The following is a 16,556-nucleotide window of genomic DNA, read 5'->3' as shown; positions in this document are numbered from 1 at the left end:
TGTCCTCATCCAGGCTGAAAAGCGGCAGCACACGGCCGGGCCACCGCCAAGCGCGAACGCCTGCAGCCAGTCAAAATGCAAAAGGGTTGGATCGCGTGAGTCGGTTACGCCACCGACGACGGAATCAGGTTGCTCGCCTCGGCCGCTTCGAGGCGGATCGCCACGAATTTGGAGGTTGGCGTGTAGGTGCGTTCGCCGTAGCTTTCCAGCGGCACCAGCGGATTGGTTTCCGGGTAGTACGCGGCAGCCTGCCCGGCGGGAATGTCGTAGGCGATCAGCGTGAAACCGCTGACCCGACGCTCGCGCTCGTCGCCCCACAGCGCCACCAGATCGACCTTTTGCCCCGGTTCAAAACCGAGCCGGCGGATGTCCTGCTCGTTGGCGAACACCACGTCGCGCATGCCATAGACCCCGCGATAACGGTCGTCGAGGCCGTACAGCGTGGTGTTGTACTGATCGTGGGAACGCATGGTTTGCAGGATCAGGTGCGGCTTGACCGGCAGGTTGCGCACGCCTTCGCTGATCAAATGTTCCGGCAGCACGCACGGGGTGAACTGGGCCTTGCCGGATTCGGTGTTCCAGACCCGGTCGGAAGCGTTGTTGCCGAGGTGGAAACCGCCGGGGATCAGCAGCTTCTCGTTGAAGTTCTCGAAACCCGGAATCACGTCGGCGATCAGGTTGCGGATGCGCCCGTAGTCGCCCACCGCCCATTCCCAATCGATCGGGTGTTTGCCCAATGTGGCGGCAGCGATCCCGGCAATAATCGCCGGCTCGGATTTCAGGTGCGCCGACTTCGGCTTCAGTTGGCCGAACGACAAATGCACCATGCTGAAGGTGTCTTCCACGGTCACGCCTTGCGGGCCTTCGGCCTGCACGTCGATGTCGGTACGGCCCAGGCACGGCAGGATCAACGCATCACGCCCGGTCACCAGATGGCTGCGGTTGAGCTTGGTCGAGATGTGCACGGTGAGATCAAGTTTGCGCATCGCTGCATGGGTGCGCGGGGTGTCCGGCGTGGCTTGGGCGAAGTTGCCGCCCAGACCGATAAACACCTTGGCTTCGCCACGTTCCATGGCGCCAATCGCCATGACCGTGTTGTGGCCGTGCATGCGCGGCACCTTGAAGTTGAAGCGTTTTTCCAGGGCGTCCATCAGTTCGGTCGGGGCCAGTTCGTTGATGCCCATGGTGCGGTCGCCCTGCACGTTACTGTGGCCGCGCACCGGCGACAGCCCGGCGCCCGGACGGCCGACGTTGCCGCGCAGCAGTTGCAGGTTGATGACTTCCTGCAGGGTCGGCACCGAGTGCACGTGTTGGGTCAGGCCCATGGCCCAGCACATGATCACGCTCTTGGCCCGGGCATACATGCGCGCGGCCAGTTCGATGTCATGCAGCGGCACGCCGGACTGCTCGACGATGTGCTCCCAACGCGTGGCATCGACTTCGGCCAGATAGCTGTCGAGACCCGAGGTGTGCTCGGCAATGAAGGCGTGATCGAACACCGGTTCGCCGCCGGTGGCCTGGGCCTCGCGCTCCCACTCCAGCAGGAACTTGGCCATGCCGCGAATCATCGCCATGTCGCCCCCCAGTGCCGGACGGAAATACGCGGTGTTGGTCGCTTCCCAGCCGTTGCTGAGCATCTCGATCGGGTTCTGCGGGTTCTGGAAACGCTCCAGCCCACGCTCCTTGAGCGGGTTGATGCACACCACCTGAGCGCCGCGCTTCACCGCTTCACGCAGCGGTTCGAGCATGCGCGGGTGGTTGGTGCCGGGGTTCTGGCCGATCACGAAAATCGCGTCGGCGTGGTGCAGGTCTTCATAGACCACCGTGCCTTTGCCCACGCCCAGGCTCTCGCCCATGCTCACCGCACTGGCTTCGTGGCACATGTTCGAGCAGTCCGGGAAATTGTTGGTGCCGTAGGCACGAACGAACAACTGATAGAGAAACGCCGCTTCGTTGCTCGCCCGACCCGAGGTGTAGAACTCGGCCTCGTGGGGCGATTTCAGGCCTTTGAGATGTTTGGCGATCAGCGCGAAAGCGTCGTCCCAGGTGGTTTCGACATAGCGGTCGACCCGCGCGTCGTAGCGCATCGGATGGGTGATCCGGCCCTGATATTCGAGCCAGTAATCGCTTTGCTCGGCCAGGGTCGACACCGTGTACTTGTTGAAGAATGCCGGGTCGACCAGGCGGCCGGTGGCTTCCCAGTTCACCGCTTTGGCGCCGTTCTCGCAGAACTTGAGCATGCTCGCGCCGGGTGCTTCACCCCAGGCGCAACCGGGGCAGTCGAAGCCGCCGTTCTGGTTGGTCTTAAGCATGGCGCGGATGTTCTTCAGGGCGTTTTCACTGCCCAGCCAGTTCCTGGTGAGGCTGATCACAGCGCCCCAACCCGCAGCGGCGCCCTTGTAGGGTTTGTAACGGTCGACTTGTGACATGGGACTTCTCCATGACGATGCACACAGGCAAAAACCTGATCGGGTTTAAACAGCGACGACTGACTTTCAAGTTCAAAAGCGGTCGTTTCGTTTGACGGGGCCAAGGATAGGAACCGCTGCAAAAGCTTGTCTAATCGCTATTAATGACTGCGTTATCGAAAGCATCTATCACGGACTTAAACCCTTTAAATTCGGGCACTTGCAAAACCGGGAAGCGATAAATCCGCAATAATTATTTCATCATCGACAGCATCAATCGGCCGGTAATCAAGAGTGATTGGACGCTGTCTCAAGTTGCTCATAACCTGCGCCGACCCAATCCCTTCAATAGCGGATTTCACCCAAGCGAGGCTGTCATGTCAGAGCGCGTCTTGATCGATGGTTACAACCGCCGCGTCGACTACCTGCGCATGTCGGTCACCGACCGCTGCGACTTTCGTTGCGTGTACTGCATGGCCGAAGACATGCAGTTTCTGCCGCGCCAACGGGTGCTGACGCTGGAGGAGATCTATCAACTGGCGCAGAGCTTCGTTGCATTGGGCACCCGCAAGATTCGCCTGACCGGCGGCGAGCCGTTGATTCGCCCCGGTGTCGTCGGGTTGTGCAAGCAGATCGCCGCCCTGCCCGGCCTGCGCGAACTGTGCCTGACCACCAACGGCTCGCAGCTCGGCAAACTGGCCAGTCCGCTGTTCGACGCCGGGGTCAAACGCCTCAACGTCAGCCTCGACAGTCTTGATGCCGAGCGCTTCAAGCAGATGACCCGCACCGGTGACCTGACTCAGGTGATCGACGGCATCGACGCCGCGCGCGCCGCCGGATTTACCCGCACTAAACTCAACTGCGTGGTGATGCAGGGCCGCAACGATCACGAGATCAACGATCTGGTGCAGTTCGCCATCGAGCGGGATCTGGATATTTCTTTCATCGAGGAAATGCCGCTGGGGATCATCAGCGAACACAGCCGCGCCGAGTCGTTCTTCTCCAGTGCCCAGGTGCGTGAGCGGATTGCCGAGCGCTACACCCTGATCGACTCCGCCGAGTCGACCCAGGGCCCGTCGCGCTACTGGCGGCTGGCCGAAGCGCCGCACATCCGGCTGGGGTTCATTTCGCCCCACAGCCACAACTTCTGCGGCACCTGCAACCGGGTGCGGCTGACCGTCGAGGGGCGTTTGCTACTGTGTCTGGGGAACGAGCATTCGGTGGACTTGAAAGCGGTGCTTCGGGCTCATCCGGGCCAACCGGAACGCTTGGAGAAAGCCATCATCGAAGCAATGAAACTCAAGCCTTACCGGCACAATTTTGAAGTGAACGACGACGTGCAAGTGGTGCGTTTCATGAACATGACCGGCGGCTGAGCCGCCACGTTTTCAAGGCAAAAAAAGCATGATCATCCGGCCCAAGATCAATCAGTTCGCCGTCCTGTTTACCCTCAAGGGTTCAATTGCCAAGCGCATCGCCCTGCGCACCCTGATGGTGACGTTGCTGGCGTCGGCCATCGTGCTGGTGGAAATGCTCCACCCGAGCAACTTCACCAAGGTCAACGCCACGCCGTTCACCTTGCTTGGTCTGTCGCTGTCGATCTTCATGAATTTTCGCAACAACGCCTGCTACGACCGCTGGTACGAAGCACGCAAGGCCTGGGGTGAAGTGATCGTGCATGTGCGCTCGGTGATTCGCGAGACCCATGTGATCCGCGAATCGGCCCAGCGTCGGTTATTGCTGCTTAACCTTTGTGGGTTCGCTCATGCGTTGAATGCGCGGTTGCGCCGGGAAAACGAAGCGGCTGCCAGCGCCGAATGGATCACCCCGCAACACGATGCGCAGGTGCCGGACTACAGCGGGCGGATCCTGCAAACCGTCGGTCAGCAATGTTCCGATCTGCATGAAGCGGGCGATCTCAGCGAATGGCGCTACATGGCGCTGGCCAATCACCTGACCAGCCTGACTCAGGCGCAGGCGGTGTGTGAGCGGATCAAGAACACGCCGCTGCCCTTCCCTTACACCCTGCTGCTGCACCGCACGATTTACCTGTTCTGCATCCTGCTGCCGTTCGCCATGGCCGAACCGCTGGGCTGGCTGACGCCGCTGTTCACGGCGATTGTCAGCTACACCTTCTTCGGCCTGGATGCGATTGCCGATGAGCTGGAAGACCCGTTCGGCCGGGATGAAAACGACCTGCCGACCGATGCGCTGGTGCGGGGTATCGAGCGGGACATTCTTTCGGAGCTGGGGACTGAGCCTTTGCCGCCGGCGCTGAAACCGGTGGACTACGTCCTCAGTTAATCGACTGCCTCCCCCTTCGGGGAGGGAAAGTCATCAATCCAGATGCGCCCAGGTCATGCGAAACGATGCGCCGCCCCACGGCGAATCACCGACCTCGACCTGCCCGCCATGGGATTGCGACACCCGCCGCACCAGCGCCAGACCAAGTCCGAAGCCGCCCGTGCGGCGGTCGCGACTGGCGTCCAGGCGCGAGAACGGTTCGAAGATTTTCTCCCGCCCTGCCAGCGGCACACCCGGCCCGTCGTCATTGACCTGCACTTCGTATTGATCGCCGATGCGCACCAGCGACACTTCGACCCGCTGCTCGGCATAACGAATGGCGTTGCGCAGCAGATTGATCACCGCCCGCGCCATGAACCGCGGCTCGATCCGCACTTCATCGACCCGGCAATCAACGATCAATAGCTGCACCCCGGCCGCCTCGGCTTCCAGTGCCACGCTGCCGACCACGCTGTCGAGCCAGTTGGCAGCTTGAATATTCTCGCGGGTGATCACGGTCGCGCCGCGTTCGAGGCTGGCGTAGGTCAGCAGCTCGGAGACCATTTCTTCCAGTTCGCCGAGGTCGGCGTACATGTCGGCGATCAGTTCGCGGTTCTGGCTGGCGTCGGGTTGTTGCTTGAGTTGGTCGAGTTCGAACGACAACCGGGCAATCGGCGTGCGCAGTTCGTGGGACACGGCGTTGGTCAGTTCGCGCTGATTGGCGATCAGGCCTTCGATGCGCGCCGCCATCAGGTTGAAGTGTTCGGCCAGATCGCGAATGTTCGAACGCTTGGAGAGCTGGATGCGCGACGAGAGGTCGTTGTCGCCGAAGCGCTCTGCCGCCAGTCGCAGTTTTTCCAGGTCACGCCAGTGCGGGCGCACCCAGAAATACAGGACGATACCGAGCAGCACGGCCAGCATCATGTAAGCCGCCGAGATATAGAACGGCATCAGACTCGGCTCGGGCGGCAGCTTGATGCTGAGCAGTTGCGAGCCGCCGTCGATGTCACTGATGAACTGGGTGTAGTCGTGACGGATCACCAACAGGCCTTGGGCCAGTTCGGCTTTTTCTTCATCGCTGAGGTTCAGTTGATCGGCCTCCACCAGACTCAGCGTCAACCCGTAGTGCGGCCGCAACGCCTCCAACTGCGCCTCGCGCGCCGCGCCCTGCTGATCGCGCATGTGCTCGATCAACGACCAGGCCTGACCGCGCACCGCCTCACGGTTGTAGGCTTGCATCTGGTTGTCGAGCAACGCGTTGAAAGTGTGCTCGACAGTTTGCAGCGCCGCCACCAGCCCGACGGTCATCACCAGAAACAGCCCGAGGAATAACCGCAGCATCTACAGCTCCCACGCAAACGGATTGAACAGATAGCCCTTGCCCCACACGGTCTTGATGCACACCGGTTCGCGGGGATTGTCCTTGAGTTTGTTGCGCAGCTTGCTGATGTACACATCGACGCTGCGATTGAGGCCATCGAAAGCGATGCCGCGCATGCGATTGAGAATGTCATCGCGCGACAGGATGGTGCCGGCGGCACTGGCGAGCAGCCACAGCAGTTCAAATTCCATGGTGGTCAGCTCGATCAACTCGCCCGCCAGACGCACTTCGCGACAACTGCGGTCGATGATCAGGTTGCCGAATTCCAGCGAGCTGACCACGCCGCTGTCCGGCACCTGCCGGCGTTGCAGGGCCCGCAGGCGTGCGAGCAGGACGGGCGGCTTGATCGGTTTGATCACGTAGTCGTCGGCGCCGGACTCCAGACCCAGAATGTGGTCGAGGTCATCTTCCTTGGCCGTCAGGATGACAATCGGCGTGTCAGACACGCTGCGGATTTCCCGGCACACATGCAGGCCGCTCTGCCCCGGCAGCATCAGGTCGAGCACCACGACTTTGGGCTTGAATTCAAGAAACGCGGCCACGGCCAGATCGCCGCGATGCACCGTGCGCACCTCATAGCCGTGTTGTTCAAGAAAGTGGGCGATCAGTGCGGCCAGGCGCTCATCGTCTTCCACCAGCAGGACTCTGCCAAAACCCAGGTTATCCATAACAATCGTCGCCAACCCTCAGTGAAGTGGGCGCCATTATGGCGGCATTCGTGGACAAGACGTTTAGCGGGGGCAGCAAAAACCGGCCTCTGGGGCCGGTTTTCGTTGATGTTTCATACTCTTAAGAGTTTTTAACAATTCATGCCGCGACGGGGACGCCACTGTGGAAACGGAATTCCTCGTCCGGCGACTCGATCAGGTCCTGCTCGGCGGCGCGGACTCTCTCGATCACCTGGGCGATGTCCTTGGCGTCGCCGTACTGGTAGGCCAGTTTCAGGTAACCCTGGAAATGCCGGGCCTCGCTTTTCAGCAGGCCGAAATAGAACTTGCCGAGTTCTTCGTCCAGATGCGGCACCAGCGCTTCGAAACGTTCGCAACTGCGCGCTTCGATGAAGGCGCCGACCACCAGAGTGTCGACCAGTTTCACCGGTTCGTGGCTGCGCACCACTTTGCGCAGGCTTGAGGCATAACGGCCGGCGTGGAGCTGGCGCAGTTCGATCTTGCGCCGTTTCATGATGCGCATGACCTGCTCGTGGTGCACCAGCTCTTCCCGGGCCAGGCGCGACATCATGTTGATCAGATCGACATGGGAGTGGTACTTGGCGATCAGGCTCAACGCGGTGCTGGCGGCCTTGAACTCGCAGTTCTTGTGGTCGATCAGCAGGGTTTCCTGATCGGCCAGCGCGGCCTGGACCCAGGCGTCAGGCGTGCGACAGCCAAGGAATTCGTGGATTTCGGGAAGGATCATGGGGCTCACGGTCAAAAGGTGTTCGAGCGAAGGGCGCCGATTATACCGGCCTGCCCGCAGACCACCAGCGCCAGCCCTTGATATGCATCAAGTCGCAAGCGCATCAGCAACAACTATAGTTGTGCAACGCCGTGCCTTTTCATTGCTGGAGACTCACTCATGCAAGCCATTCGCAGCATTCTGGTGGTCATCGAACCCGAACACGCGGAAAGCCTGGCGCTCAAGCGCGCCAAGCTGATCGCCGGGGTGACCCAGGCCCATCTGCACCTGCTGGTCTGCGACAAGAAGCACGATCACGCCGGCATGCTCAGCGTGCTCAAGGCCGCGCTGCTGGCGGACGGTTACAGCGTCACCACCGAACAGGCGTGGAACGAGAGCCTGCACGAAACCATCATCGACGTGCAGCAGGCCGAAGGCTGTGGCCTGGTGATCAAGCAGCACTTCCCCGACAGTTCGCTGAAAAAGGCCCTGCTGACCCCCGCGGACTGGAAACTGCTGCGCCATTGCCCTACTCCGGTGCTGCTGGTGAAAACCGCCGCCTCCTGGAAAGACCGGGTGATTCTGGCCGCGGTCGACGTGGGCAATGCCGACGGCGAGCACCGTCACCTGCACACCACCATCATCGACCATGGGTTCGACATTGCCAGCCTGGCCAAAGGGTATCTGCACGTGATTACCGCTCATCCGTCACCGATGCTCTCGGCGGCGGATCCGACGTTCCAACTCAAGGAAACCATCGAAGCGCGCTATCGCGAGCAATGCCGGGCGTTTCAGGCTGAATTCGATGTCGACGACGAGCATCTGCATGTCGAGGAAGGCCCGGCGGATGTACTGATTCCGTTCATGGCGCACAAGCTGCAGGCGGCGGTGACGGTGATTGGCACGGTGGCGCGCAGCGGTGTGTCGGGGGCGTTGATCGGCAATACGGCCGAACAGGTGCTGGATCAGCTGGAAAGCGACGTGCTGGTGCTCAAGCCGCAGGAGGTTGAAGACCATTTGGTGGAGTTGGCGGTGAAGCATTGATCCTGGCAGCCAGGGAACAATCTCCCTGGCCGCCAGCCAGTCTCAGTCGCCGAGGGCATCCTTGAGAAAACCGGGCGCGATGTAGCGCTGATAGTGCGCTTCCGACAGCAGGAAAAATTCCCGATCAATGGCATCGCGCAGTTCCGGCAGGTTCCAGTCGCGAAACTCCGGCAGCAGCACCATTCCGTAGGCTTCCAGATTAATGATCACTCGCGCGCCCCGGGCGATCAGCTGATAAGCCCAGCAATACTCCGACTGATGCGGCACGAAGCGGATCTTTCTCTGCTCAAGCTGCTGGCGCAGGCGCGCCGGGTCGAAGACCTCGACCTTGCTCGCCATCACTTGTGACAGCAATTGCTCAAGACGCAGCCACACCGCGCGCTTTTCCTCCTCGTTGTAACCGTTCCAGTGGATCACTTCGTGGTGGAAACGCTTGCAGCCACGGCACACCAGATCTCCGTAAACAGTGGAGCAGAGGCCGACGCAGGGGGTCTTGATGGTCTGATTGGGCATAAATGGGCAGAACACTTGAAACGCGGAACAGGTCGGCATGTTAGCCCTTTGTCCGGCATACATCACCCCTCAAACGTCAGGGGCAAGCGCTGGATCAAGGTTTGCCCCGCCCGCGCACAACGCCACCAAAGTCCAATAGAGCCCGACTTACCTTTAAATTTTTTTTGCCGTAGAATCAGCCAGCCTTTTTAGGCGCCAATGTCCGTTAGAAGCTGTTTTCAAAGCGTCACGAGCACAGTCGTTCCTTCAGAGCGGTGTTGGCGAAGGGTTTTTCCAGCGGGGAAAAACCCAACGCCAACCCTCATCAGCTCCCCGTTCTGCAGGCGTAAAACTTTGAAAGCAGCTTCTGTAAGGAATTGCCGGTAATTCTGGCCGAACGACCCACAACGTCGTGAGGAGCATGAGTACGGCAATTTCGGGATGAGCGTCCCGGACACCCATTTGGGACCACTGATGAGGGTAATAACTGTGCTTGAAGCCTACCGCAAACATATCGAAGAGCGTGCAGCCCTGGGTATCGTTCCCCAGCCGCTTAACGCCGAACAAACTGCAGGCCTGGTCGAGCTGCTGAAGAATCCTCCGGCTGGCGAAGAAGCTTTCCTCGTTGACCTGATCACCAATCGCGTACCACCAGGAGTGGACGAAGCCGCCTACGTCAAGGCCGGTTTCCTCTCCGCACTGGCCAAGGGCGAAGTCTCCTCCCCTCTGCTGGACAAGAAACGCGCTGTAGAACTGCTCGGCACCATGCAGGGCGGCTACAACATCGTGACCCTGGTCGAACTGCTGGACAATGCCGAGCTGGCACCAGTGGCCGCCGAAGAACTCAAGCACACCCTGCTGATGTTCGATGCCTTCCACGACGTGGCTGAAAAAGCCAAGAACGGCAACGTTCACGCCAAGGCCGTGCTGCAATCCTGGGCTGACGGCGAGTGGTTCAAGAAACGCCCTGTGCTGGCCGACAAGATCAGCCTGCGCGTGTTCAAGGTGACCGGCGAAACCAACACCGACGACCTGTCCCCTGCTCCAGACGCCTGGTCGCGTCCTGACATCCCGCTGCACGCCCTGGCCATGCTGAAAATGGCCCGTGACGGCATCGTGCCGGACGAGCAAGGCAAGACCGGCCCGATGAAGCAGATCGAAGAAATGCGCGGCCAGGGCTTCCCTATCGCCTACGTCGGTGACGTGGTCGGTACCGGTTCCTCGCGTAAATCGGCGACCAACTCGGTCCTGTGGTTCTTCGGCGACGACATTCCTTACGTACCGAACAAGCGCGCTGGCGGTTTCTGCTTCGGCAGCAAAATCGCTCCGATCTTCTACAACACCATGGAAGATGCCGGCGCACTGCCAATCGAGTTCGACGTATCGAACATGAACATGGGCGACGTGATCGACCTGTACCCGCACGCTGGCAAAGTCTGCAAGCACGGTACCGACGAAGTCATCACCACCTTCGAAATGAAGACCCCTGTGCTGCTGGACGAAGTCCGTGCCGGCGGTCGTATTCCGCTGATCATCGGCCGTGGCCTGACCGAGAAGGCTCGCGCCGAACTGGGTCTGCCAGCGTTCGACCTGTTCAAGAAGCCTGAAGCTCCGGCTGAAAGCACCAAGGGCTTCACCCTGGCGCAGAAAATGGTCGGCAAGGCTTGCGGTCTGGCAGAGGGCAAAGGCGTTCGTCCTGGCACCTACTGCGAACCGAAGATGACCACCGTAGGTTCTCAGGACACCACCGGTCCAATGACCCGTGACGAACTGAAAGACCTGGCGTGCCTGGGCTTCTCCGCTGATCTGGTGATGCAGTCGTTCTGCCACACCGCGGCCTATCCAAAGCCGATCGACGTGACCACCCACCACACCCTGCCTGACTTCATCATGACCCGCGGCGGCGTTTCCCTGCGTCCGGGCGACGGCATCATCCACTCGTGGCTGAACCGCATGCTGCTGCCGGACACCGTGGGTACCGGTGGTGACTCGCACACCCGTTTCCCGATGGGCATCTCGTTCCCGGCCGGTTCCGGTCTGGTCGCGTTCGCCGCAGCCACCGGCGTCATGCCGCTGGACATGCCGGAATCGATCCTGGTGCGCTTCAAAGGCAAAATGAAACCTGGCATCACCCTGCGTGACCTGGTTCATGCCATTCCTTACTTCGCCATCCAGAACGGTCTGCTGACCGTCGAGAAGAAAGGCAAGAAAAACGCCTTCTCCGGCCGCATCCTGGAAATCGAAGGCCTGGAAGGTCTGACCCTGGAACAGGCGTTCGAACTGTCCGACGCCTCGGCCGAACGTTCGGCTGCCGGTTGCACCATCAAGCTGTCGAAAGAGTCGATCACCGAGTACCTGCAGTCCAACATCACCCTGCTGCGCTGGATGATCGGCGAAGGCTACGGCGATGCGCGTACCCTGGAGCGTCGTGCCCAAGCGATGGAAGCCTGGATCGCCAACCCGCAACTGATGGAAGCCGATGCCGACGCCGAATACGCCGAAGTCATCGAAATCGATCTGGCCGACATCAGCGAGCCTGTATTGTGCGCGCCGAACGACCCGGACGACGCCCGTCTGCTGTCCAGCGTCGCTGGCGAGAAGATCGACGAAGTGTTCATCGGTTCGTGCATGACCAACATCGGTCACTTCCGTGCTGCCGGCAAGCTGCTGGATCAGGTCAAGGGTCAGCTGCCAACCCGTCTGTGGCTGTCGCCACCGACCAAGATGGACGCTCACCAGCTGACCGAAGAAGGCTACTACGGCATCTACGGCAAGGCCGGCGCCCGCATGGAAATGCCAGGCTGCTCGCTGTGCATGGGTAACCAGGCACGCGTTGAGCCGAACAGCACCGTGGTGTCGACCTCGACCCGTAACTTCCCGAACCGTCTGGGCGACGGCGCGAACGTCTACCTGGCTTCGGCTGAGCTGGCGTCCGTTGCTTCGATCCTGGGTCGCCTGCCGACCGTCGAGGAGTACATGGAATACGCTGGCAAGATCGACAGCATGGCGGCCGACGTTTACCGCTACCTGTCCTTCGACCAGATTGCCGAGTTCCGTGAAGCTGCTGCGAACGCCAAGATCCCTGTCGTTCAAGCCTGACGCTGCAACGCAATGAAAAACGCCGCCCATCGCGAGATGAGCGGCGTTTTTTTATGCCCTCTGACATTCAGGCATTGAGCTTGAGTGCCTGCTGAACCGCCTCATCCACACTCAAACCGCTCAACAGCACCTGCTCGCGTTCCAGCTCTGGCAATTGCGCCAGCACGGTCTGCGCCTGATCTTTGAGGCGCGCCAGAATCAACAGTTTGTCCTCGGCCCGCACTTGCAGGAAGAACGCTTCCAGCGCTTCGATGCTGGTGCCGTCCAGGTCGGGTGACTCCTCAAGACTCAGGATGATCGTGTGCACCGCCGCCGGCGCATGACGAGCCAACCGCAGCGCGCCGCCGAGAATCCGTTCCACGTTGGCAAAGAACAGCGCTTCACTCGGCCGCACGATCAGCACGCCGGGGATTTCCCGGGCATCCGGATGACGTTGCAGGTCGACATAATCGTGACCGCCGCCCATTTGCCCCAGCACCTGAATTTCCGCCGAAGACATCTGCCTCAGCATCAGCACCACGCTGATCGCCACCGCCAGCAGCAAGCCGTCGAGCACGCCCAGCACCAGCACCGCTGCCACCGCGCAGATCACCAGCAAGCGATCACGGCGCCAGATGAAGTAGCGACCCAGCGGTTGCAGGCTCAACGCTCGTCCCAGGGCGTGAATCACGATCGCGGCCAGCACAGGTTCCGGGGTCAGAGCGATGTACGGCAGCACGGTCAACACGATCAGCAACACCACTGCCGCGGCGACAACGCCCGCCAACCGCGATGTAGCGCCCGCCGCTTCGTTGGCCGAAGTCGCCGAATACCCGGCCCCGGCGGGCATGCCGTGAAACAGGCCCGATAACAGATTGGACGCGCCAAGAGCCAGCAGATCGCGGTTCGAGGAAACCCGGTCACCGTGCTTCAGGGCAAACGAGCTGATCGACCCATAGGACTCGGCGTACAGGATCATCACCATGGCAAACGCCAGCTCGCCGAGGCGCAGCCAATCGGCAAACGGCATGTTCGGCAGCTGTGGCATCTCCAGCGCCAGGTCGATGACTCCGATCAGTTTCACCCCATAGGCCGGCAGGTTCAGCCATTGGCTGGCGGCAACGCCCAGCGCCACGACGATCAGCCCACCCGGCACCCGGCGAAAGCGGGCGCAGGCCATCAGCACCAGCAACGCCACCAGCGCTACTGCGGCGCCGGCCAGGTTCCATTTTGGCCACTGCTCGATCAGTTGCGGCAGGAAACGGATCAGGTTGCTGTCCGTGAGGTGGACATCGACGACGCTCGCTACCTGTTTGAGGATGATCGTCACCGCCAATCCCAGGGCGAAGCCGCGCAACACCGGTTTAGCGATGAAGGACGTCACACTGCCGAGCTTGAACAACCCCGCCAGCAGAAACAGCACACCGGTCATCATCACCAGACCGACCGCCAGGCTCAGGCGCAATGCCGGATCGCCGCCAGCCAGCGAGGCCGTCGCAGCCGCCAGCACCGCCGCCGATGACGACGTCGCCGAGACCACGGCAAAGCGGCTGGTGCCCATCAACGCGTAACACAGCAGTCCGGCGAACAACGCGATCACCCCGGCCTGGGGTGGCAGAGCGGCAATGCTGGAATACGCCACCGCTTCGGGCAGCAACAGACCGGCAATCGACAGCCCGGCCAGCAGGTCCTGACTGCGACTGGGTACTTCGGGCCGGGAAGCGGCACTCAGCGGTTCAGTTGACAATCGGACCCACCCTGGCAGATACCGAGCCTCCTGGCTGCGCGCCAGGTTCATGGCTTTGGTCTGCTTTCATCACGTTCCAGAAGGTTACCGTGTCGACAAACGAAAGATCCTTGAGCACCAGCAGCGAAGCCTTTTTGACCTCTTCCTCGATCAGCGCAAGACCAAAGTGATGGTGATCAACGATGTAGTAGACGCCTTCAGGCCCAAGCACACTGGGGAACCAGTGATTGTCCAGCGCTGCCGCCCGCTCCTTGCGTTTGAGCTTTTTCCATTCCTGACGCTTGTCGGCGACTTCAGCGAGGCCCACCGCAAGCTGCGTGGGATGGAGTTTTTCCAGTTTGGCGCTGATCAGTTGCGGTCGGGCTCGGGGCATGAGGCATCTCCGGGAAAAAGTGCCTTTCAAGCGTAGCCGTTTATGCCTTGGGAAGTGTGCCCTGGATCAGGCATCGGGGAGGATTTGCAGAAAACGGGAGCGCATGGCTCGCCCCCGTCTGGTACTGCCGGACTGGAATCAGGCCGCCAGCGAGTAGATCAACGCCGAAATCGCCACCAGGCCTACGGCGGTGACAAACACGTTCGACGCCTGACCACGATAGCGCGCCATCGCCGGCACCTTGCGGATCGCGTACATCGGCATCAGGAACAGGATTGCCGCGATGACCGGGCCACCGATGGTTTCGATCATGCCGAGGATGCTCGGGTTCAGGGTCGCCACGATCCAGCACACCACCAGCATGAACGCCGCAACGATGCGATCCAGGGCCTTGGCGCCCGGGCGCTTGCCGCTCTTGACGATCAAACCTTTCAGGCCTTCGCTGGCACCGATGTAGTGACCGAGGAACGACTTGGAGATGGCCACGAACGCAATCAACGGCGCTGCGAACGCGATGGTCGGGTTGCTGAAGTGGTTGGCCAGGTACGACAGGATCGACAGGTTCTGCGCCTTGGCTTCAGCCAGTTGTTCCGGCGACAGGGTCAGCACGCAACTGAAGACGAAGAACAGCACCATCACCACCATCAGCAGGTGGGCGCGCGACAGGATCTGCGAACTGCGCTCGTCGGCGTGAACGCCGTAGCGACGCTTCTGGTCCACCGCAAACGCCGAGATGATCGGCGAGTGGTTGAACGAGAACACCATCACCGGAATCGCCAGCCACAGCGTGTGCAACAGCGCCGATGGAGCCGGCACCTGCGAAGCGGTGCTCAGGATGCCGCCGTTCCAGTGCGGAACCAGGTACACCGCCAGGAACAGCAGCGCGACGATGAACGGATACACCATCAGGGTCATGGCCTTGACGATCACCTGCTCGCCGCAACGAACAACAGCCAGCAGGCCGAGGATCAGCACGAACGACAGCAGCGCGCGCGGTGGCGGCGTGATGTGCAGTTGGTGTTCGAGGAAACTGGCGACGGTGTTGGTCAGGCCGACGCTATAGATCAGCAGGATCGGGAAGATCGCGAAAAAGTACAGCAGGGTGATCAGCGCACCGGCCTTGATGCCAAAATGCTGCTCCACCACCTCAGTGATGTCGGCGCCTTCACGACCGGAGAGCACGAAGCGGGTCAGGCCGCGGTGTGCAAAGAAGGTCATGGGGAATGCCAGCAGCGCCAGGATCACCAGCGGCCAGAAGCCACCCAGACCTGCGTTGATCGGCAAAAACAGGGTACCGGCGCCGATGGCCGTCCCGAACAGTCCCAACATCCAGGTAGTGTCATGGCGATTCCAGCTCGACAGTTCGGCTGGTGCTGCCGCTTCAAAGCGTTGTTCGACGCTATTGGCCTGATCATTCATCCGGTCGGATCTCCGCATTCCGGTCACTTGCCACTCGGTCAGGACGCGTCGGAAAAAACCGACAGACATGCTCCGGCCGAAACAGGGGCGCGATTCTCCGCGATAAATGAGCGGAAGCAAAGACTTAGCTGAGGAATGGTTGTGCGGAGCAGATGGGAGCGTTGTCGTTTTTGGGAAAAAGACTGTCGGCAACAGATACGTAAAATGTCGTTTTATGGCATGTGCCGGCGCCGAACTTGCTCATGAGGGCCTGTTCAGATCGATCGGGCCAACATGAAGCCAAGAGACATACAAAAGATGCCGAAACCCGGTAACCCCAACATCGGAAGCATTTCGATGAATCCACCAGTATTCGTAGGCAACATCCGTAAATCCCGCAGGACGGTGCGTCCATTTCCTATCGCTTTTAAACAACCTCACTGACTGGCATTTTTCGGCTATACCCAATGGCGAATTGACTGACATCCCCGTCCAGTCCCCTCGCCTGTGGAGCCATCCCATGCCCCTCGTCCGCGTCGACATCAAGAAAAACCCGGACCCGACTTTCGCCAAACGCATTGGCGAAGTGATCTACGCCGCACTGCGCAGCGAGATCAATGTGCCGGAACACGACAATTTCCAGGTGCTGGCCGAGCACGACGACCAGCACTTCGTCTACGACCCGCAATACCTTGGGATCCAGCGCAGCGACGGCATCGTGTTCATCCAGCTGACCATCAGCGAAGGCCGTACCGTGGAGATGAAACAACGGCTGTTCCAGACCATCGCGCGCAACCTGAACCAGCAACTGGCCGTGCGCCAGGAAGACGTGTTCATCAATCTGGTGGAAGTGAAAAAAGAGAACTGGTCGTTCGGCAACGGCATCGCCCAGTACGTGACCTGATCCTGTGACCACCCGCGCCGACATCACCTTCTGACGAAGCACCCGCGCGCTCC

General features: G+C 60.7%; 13 protein-coding genes. 5 read left to right on the top strand and 8 right to left on the bottom strand.

The genetic code is table 11. The annotated features are described in order from the left end of the window. Positions 1–104: 104 nt before the first annotated feature. Positions 105–2,429, bottom strand: coding sequence for an FdhF/YdeP family oxidoreductase (locus J5M72_RS16505; RefSeq protein ID WP_207866431.1), 2,325 nt, complete (start codon positions 2,427–2,429; stop codon positions 105–107). A gap of 356 nt (positions 2,430–2,785) precedes the next feature. Between J5M72_RS16505 and moaA the strand changes: the two genes are divergently transcribed. After that, positions 2,786–3,784, top strand: a complete 999-nt coding sequence (gene moaA, locus J5M72_RS16500) for a GTP 3',8-cyclase MoaA (protein WP_207866427.1) — start codon at positions 2,786–2,788, stop codon at positions 3,782–3,784. A 28-nt stretch (positions 3,785–3,812) separates the two neighbouring features. Continuing rightward, entirely contained in the window at positions 3,813–4,712 is a 900-nt protein-coding gene (locus J5M72_RS16495) for a bestrophin family protein (protein ID WP_207866425.1), read from the top strand. A 33-nt stretch (positions 4,713–4,745) separates the two neighbouring features. On the opposite strand, the gene J5M72_RS16490 is transcribed toward J5M72_RS16495, so the two are convergent. The 3 genes from J5M72_RS16490 to miaE all read right to left on the bottom strand — a co-directional run bounded on the left by J5M72_RS16490 (position 4,746) and on the right by miaE (position 7,488). After that, complete coding sequence (locus J5M72_RS16490; RefSeq protein ID WP_207866423.1) at positions 4,746–6,032, bottom strand: ATP-binding protein; 1,287 nt, start codon at positions 6,030–6,032, stop codon at positions 4,746–4,748. Further along, on the bottom strand, positions 6,033–6,740 hold the full coding sequence (locus J5M72_RS16485; RefSeq protein WP_207866421.1) for a response regulator: 708 nt from the start codon (positions 6,738–6,740) through the stop codon (positions 6,033–6,035). Positions 6,741–6,879: 139 nt separating this feature from the next. Further along, positions 6,880–7,488, bottom strand: a complete 609-nt coding sequence (gene miaE, locus J5M72_RS16480) for a tRNA isopentenyl-2-thiomethyl-A-37 hydroxylase MiaE (protein ID WP_011334764.1) — start codon at positions 7,486–7,488, stop codon at positions 6,880–6,882. Positions 7,489–7,647: 159 nt separating this feature from the next. Between miaE and J5M72_RS16475 the strand changes: the two genes are divergently transcribed. Further along, positions 7,648–8,511: a universal stress protein gene (locus J5M72_RS16475; protein ID WP_207866419.1), complete on the top strand. Its 864-nt coding sequence runs from the start codon at positions 7,648–7,650 to the stop codon at positions 8,509–8,511. A gap of 42 nt (positions 8,512–8,553) precedes the next feature. Here the strand turns inward: J5M72_RS16475 and J5M72_RS16470 are convergent, their stop codons facing one another. Beyond that, positions 8,554–9,024, bottom strand: a complete 471-nt coding sequence (locus tag J5M72_RS16470) for a DUF1289 domain-containing protein (RefSeq protein ID WP_065260613.1) — start codon at positions 9,022–9,024, stop codon at positions 8,554–8,556. A gap of 468 nt (positions 9,025–9,492) precedes the next feature. Between J5M72_RS16470 and acnB the strand changes: the two genes are divergently transcribed. Beyond that, positions 9,493–12,102 (top strand): bifunctional aconitate hydratase 2/2-methylisocitrate dehydratase, encoded by a 2,610-nt coding sequence (gene acnB / locus J5M72_RS16465; protein WP_039767143.1) that lies wholly within the window; start codon positions 9,493–9,495, stop codon positions 12,100–12,102. A gap of 67 nt (positions 12,103–12,169) precedes the next feature. Here the strand turns inward: acnB and J5M72_RS16460 are convergent, their stop codons facing one another. The 3 genes from J5M72_RS16460 to J5M72_RS16450 form a co-directional block, all read right to left on the bottom strand. Continuing rightward, a complete protein-coding gene (locus J5M72_RS16460) occupies positions 12,170–13,828 on the bottom strand; it encodes a SulP family inorganic anion transporter (protein ID WP_207866417.1) in 1,659 nt (552 codons plus the stop codon). After that, positions 13,818–14,201, bottom strand: a complete 384-nt coding sequence (locus J5M72_RS16455) for a ParB/Srx family N-terminal domain-containing protein (protein WP_207866416.1) — start codon at positions 14,199–14,201, stop codon at positions 13,818–13,820. The genes J5M72_RS16460 and J5M72_RS16455 overlap by 11 nt, the downstream gene beginning before the upstream one ends. Positions 14,202–14,339: 138 nt before the next feature. Then, positions 14,340–15,620, bottom strand: coding sequence for an HAAAP family serine/threonine permease (locus J5M72_RS16450; protein WP_207866414.1), 1,281 nt, complete (start codon positions 15,618–15,620; stop codon positions 14,340–14,342). A gap of 499 nt (positions 15,621–16,119) precedes the next feature. On the opposite strand from J5M72_RS16450, the gene J5M72_RS16445 reads away from it, so the two are divergent. Next, entirely contained in the window at positions 16,120–16,503 is a 384-nt protein-coding gene (locus J5M72_RS16445; protein WP_007958838.1) for a tautomerase family protein, read from the top strand. The last annotated feature ends 53 nt before the right edge of the window (positions 16,504–16,556 follow it).

The sequence above is a fragment of the Pseudomonas sp. 58(2021) genome (assembly GCF_017491585.1).
Lineage (GTDB): Bacteria > Pseudomonadota > Gammaproteobacteria > Pseudomonadales > Pseudomonadaceae > Aquipseudomonas > Aquipseudomonas fluorescens_BT.
Note: the sequence above shows the minus strand (reverse complement) of the source record. Positions and strands in the feature narration are given on the sequence as shown.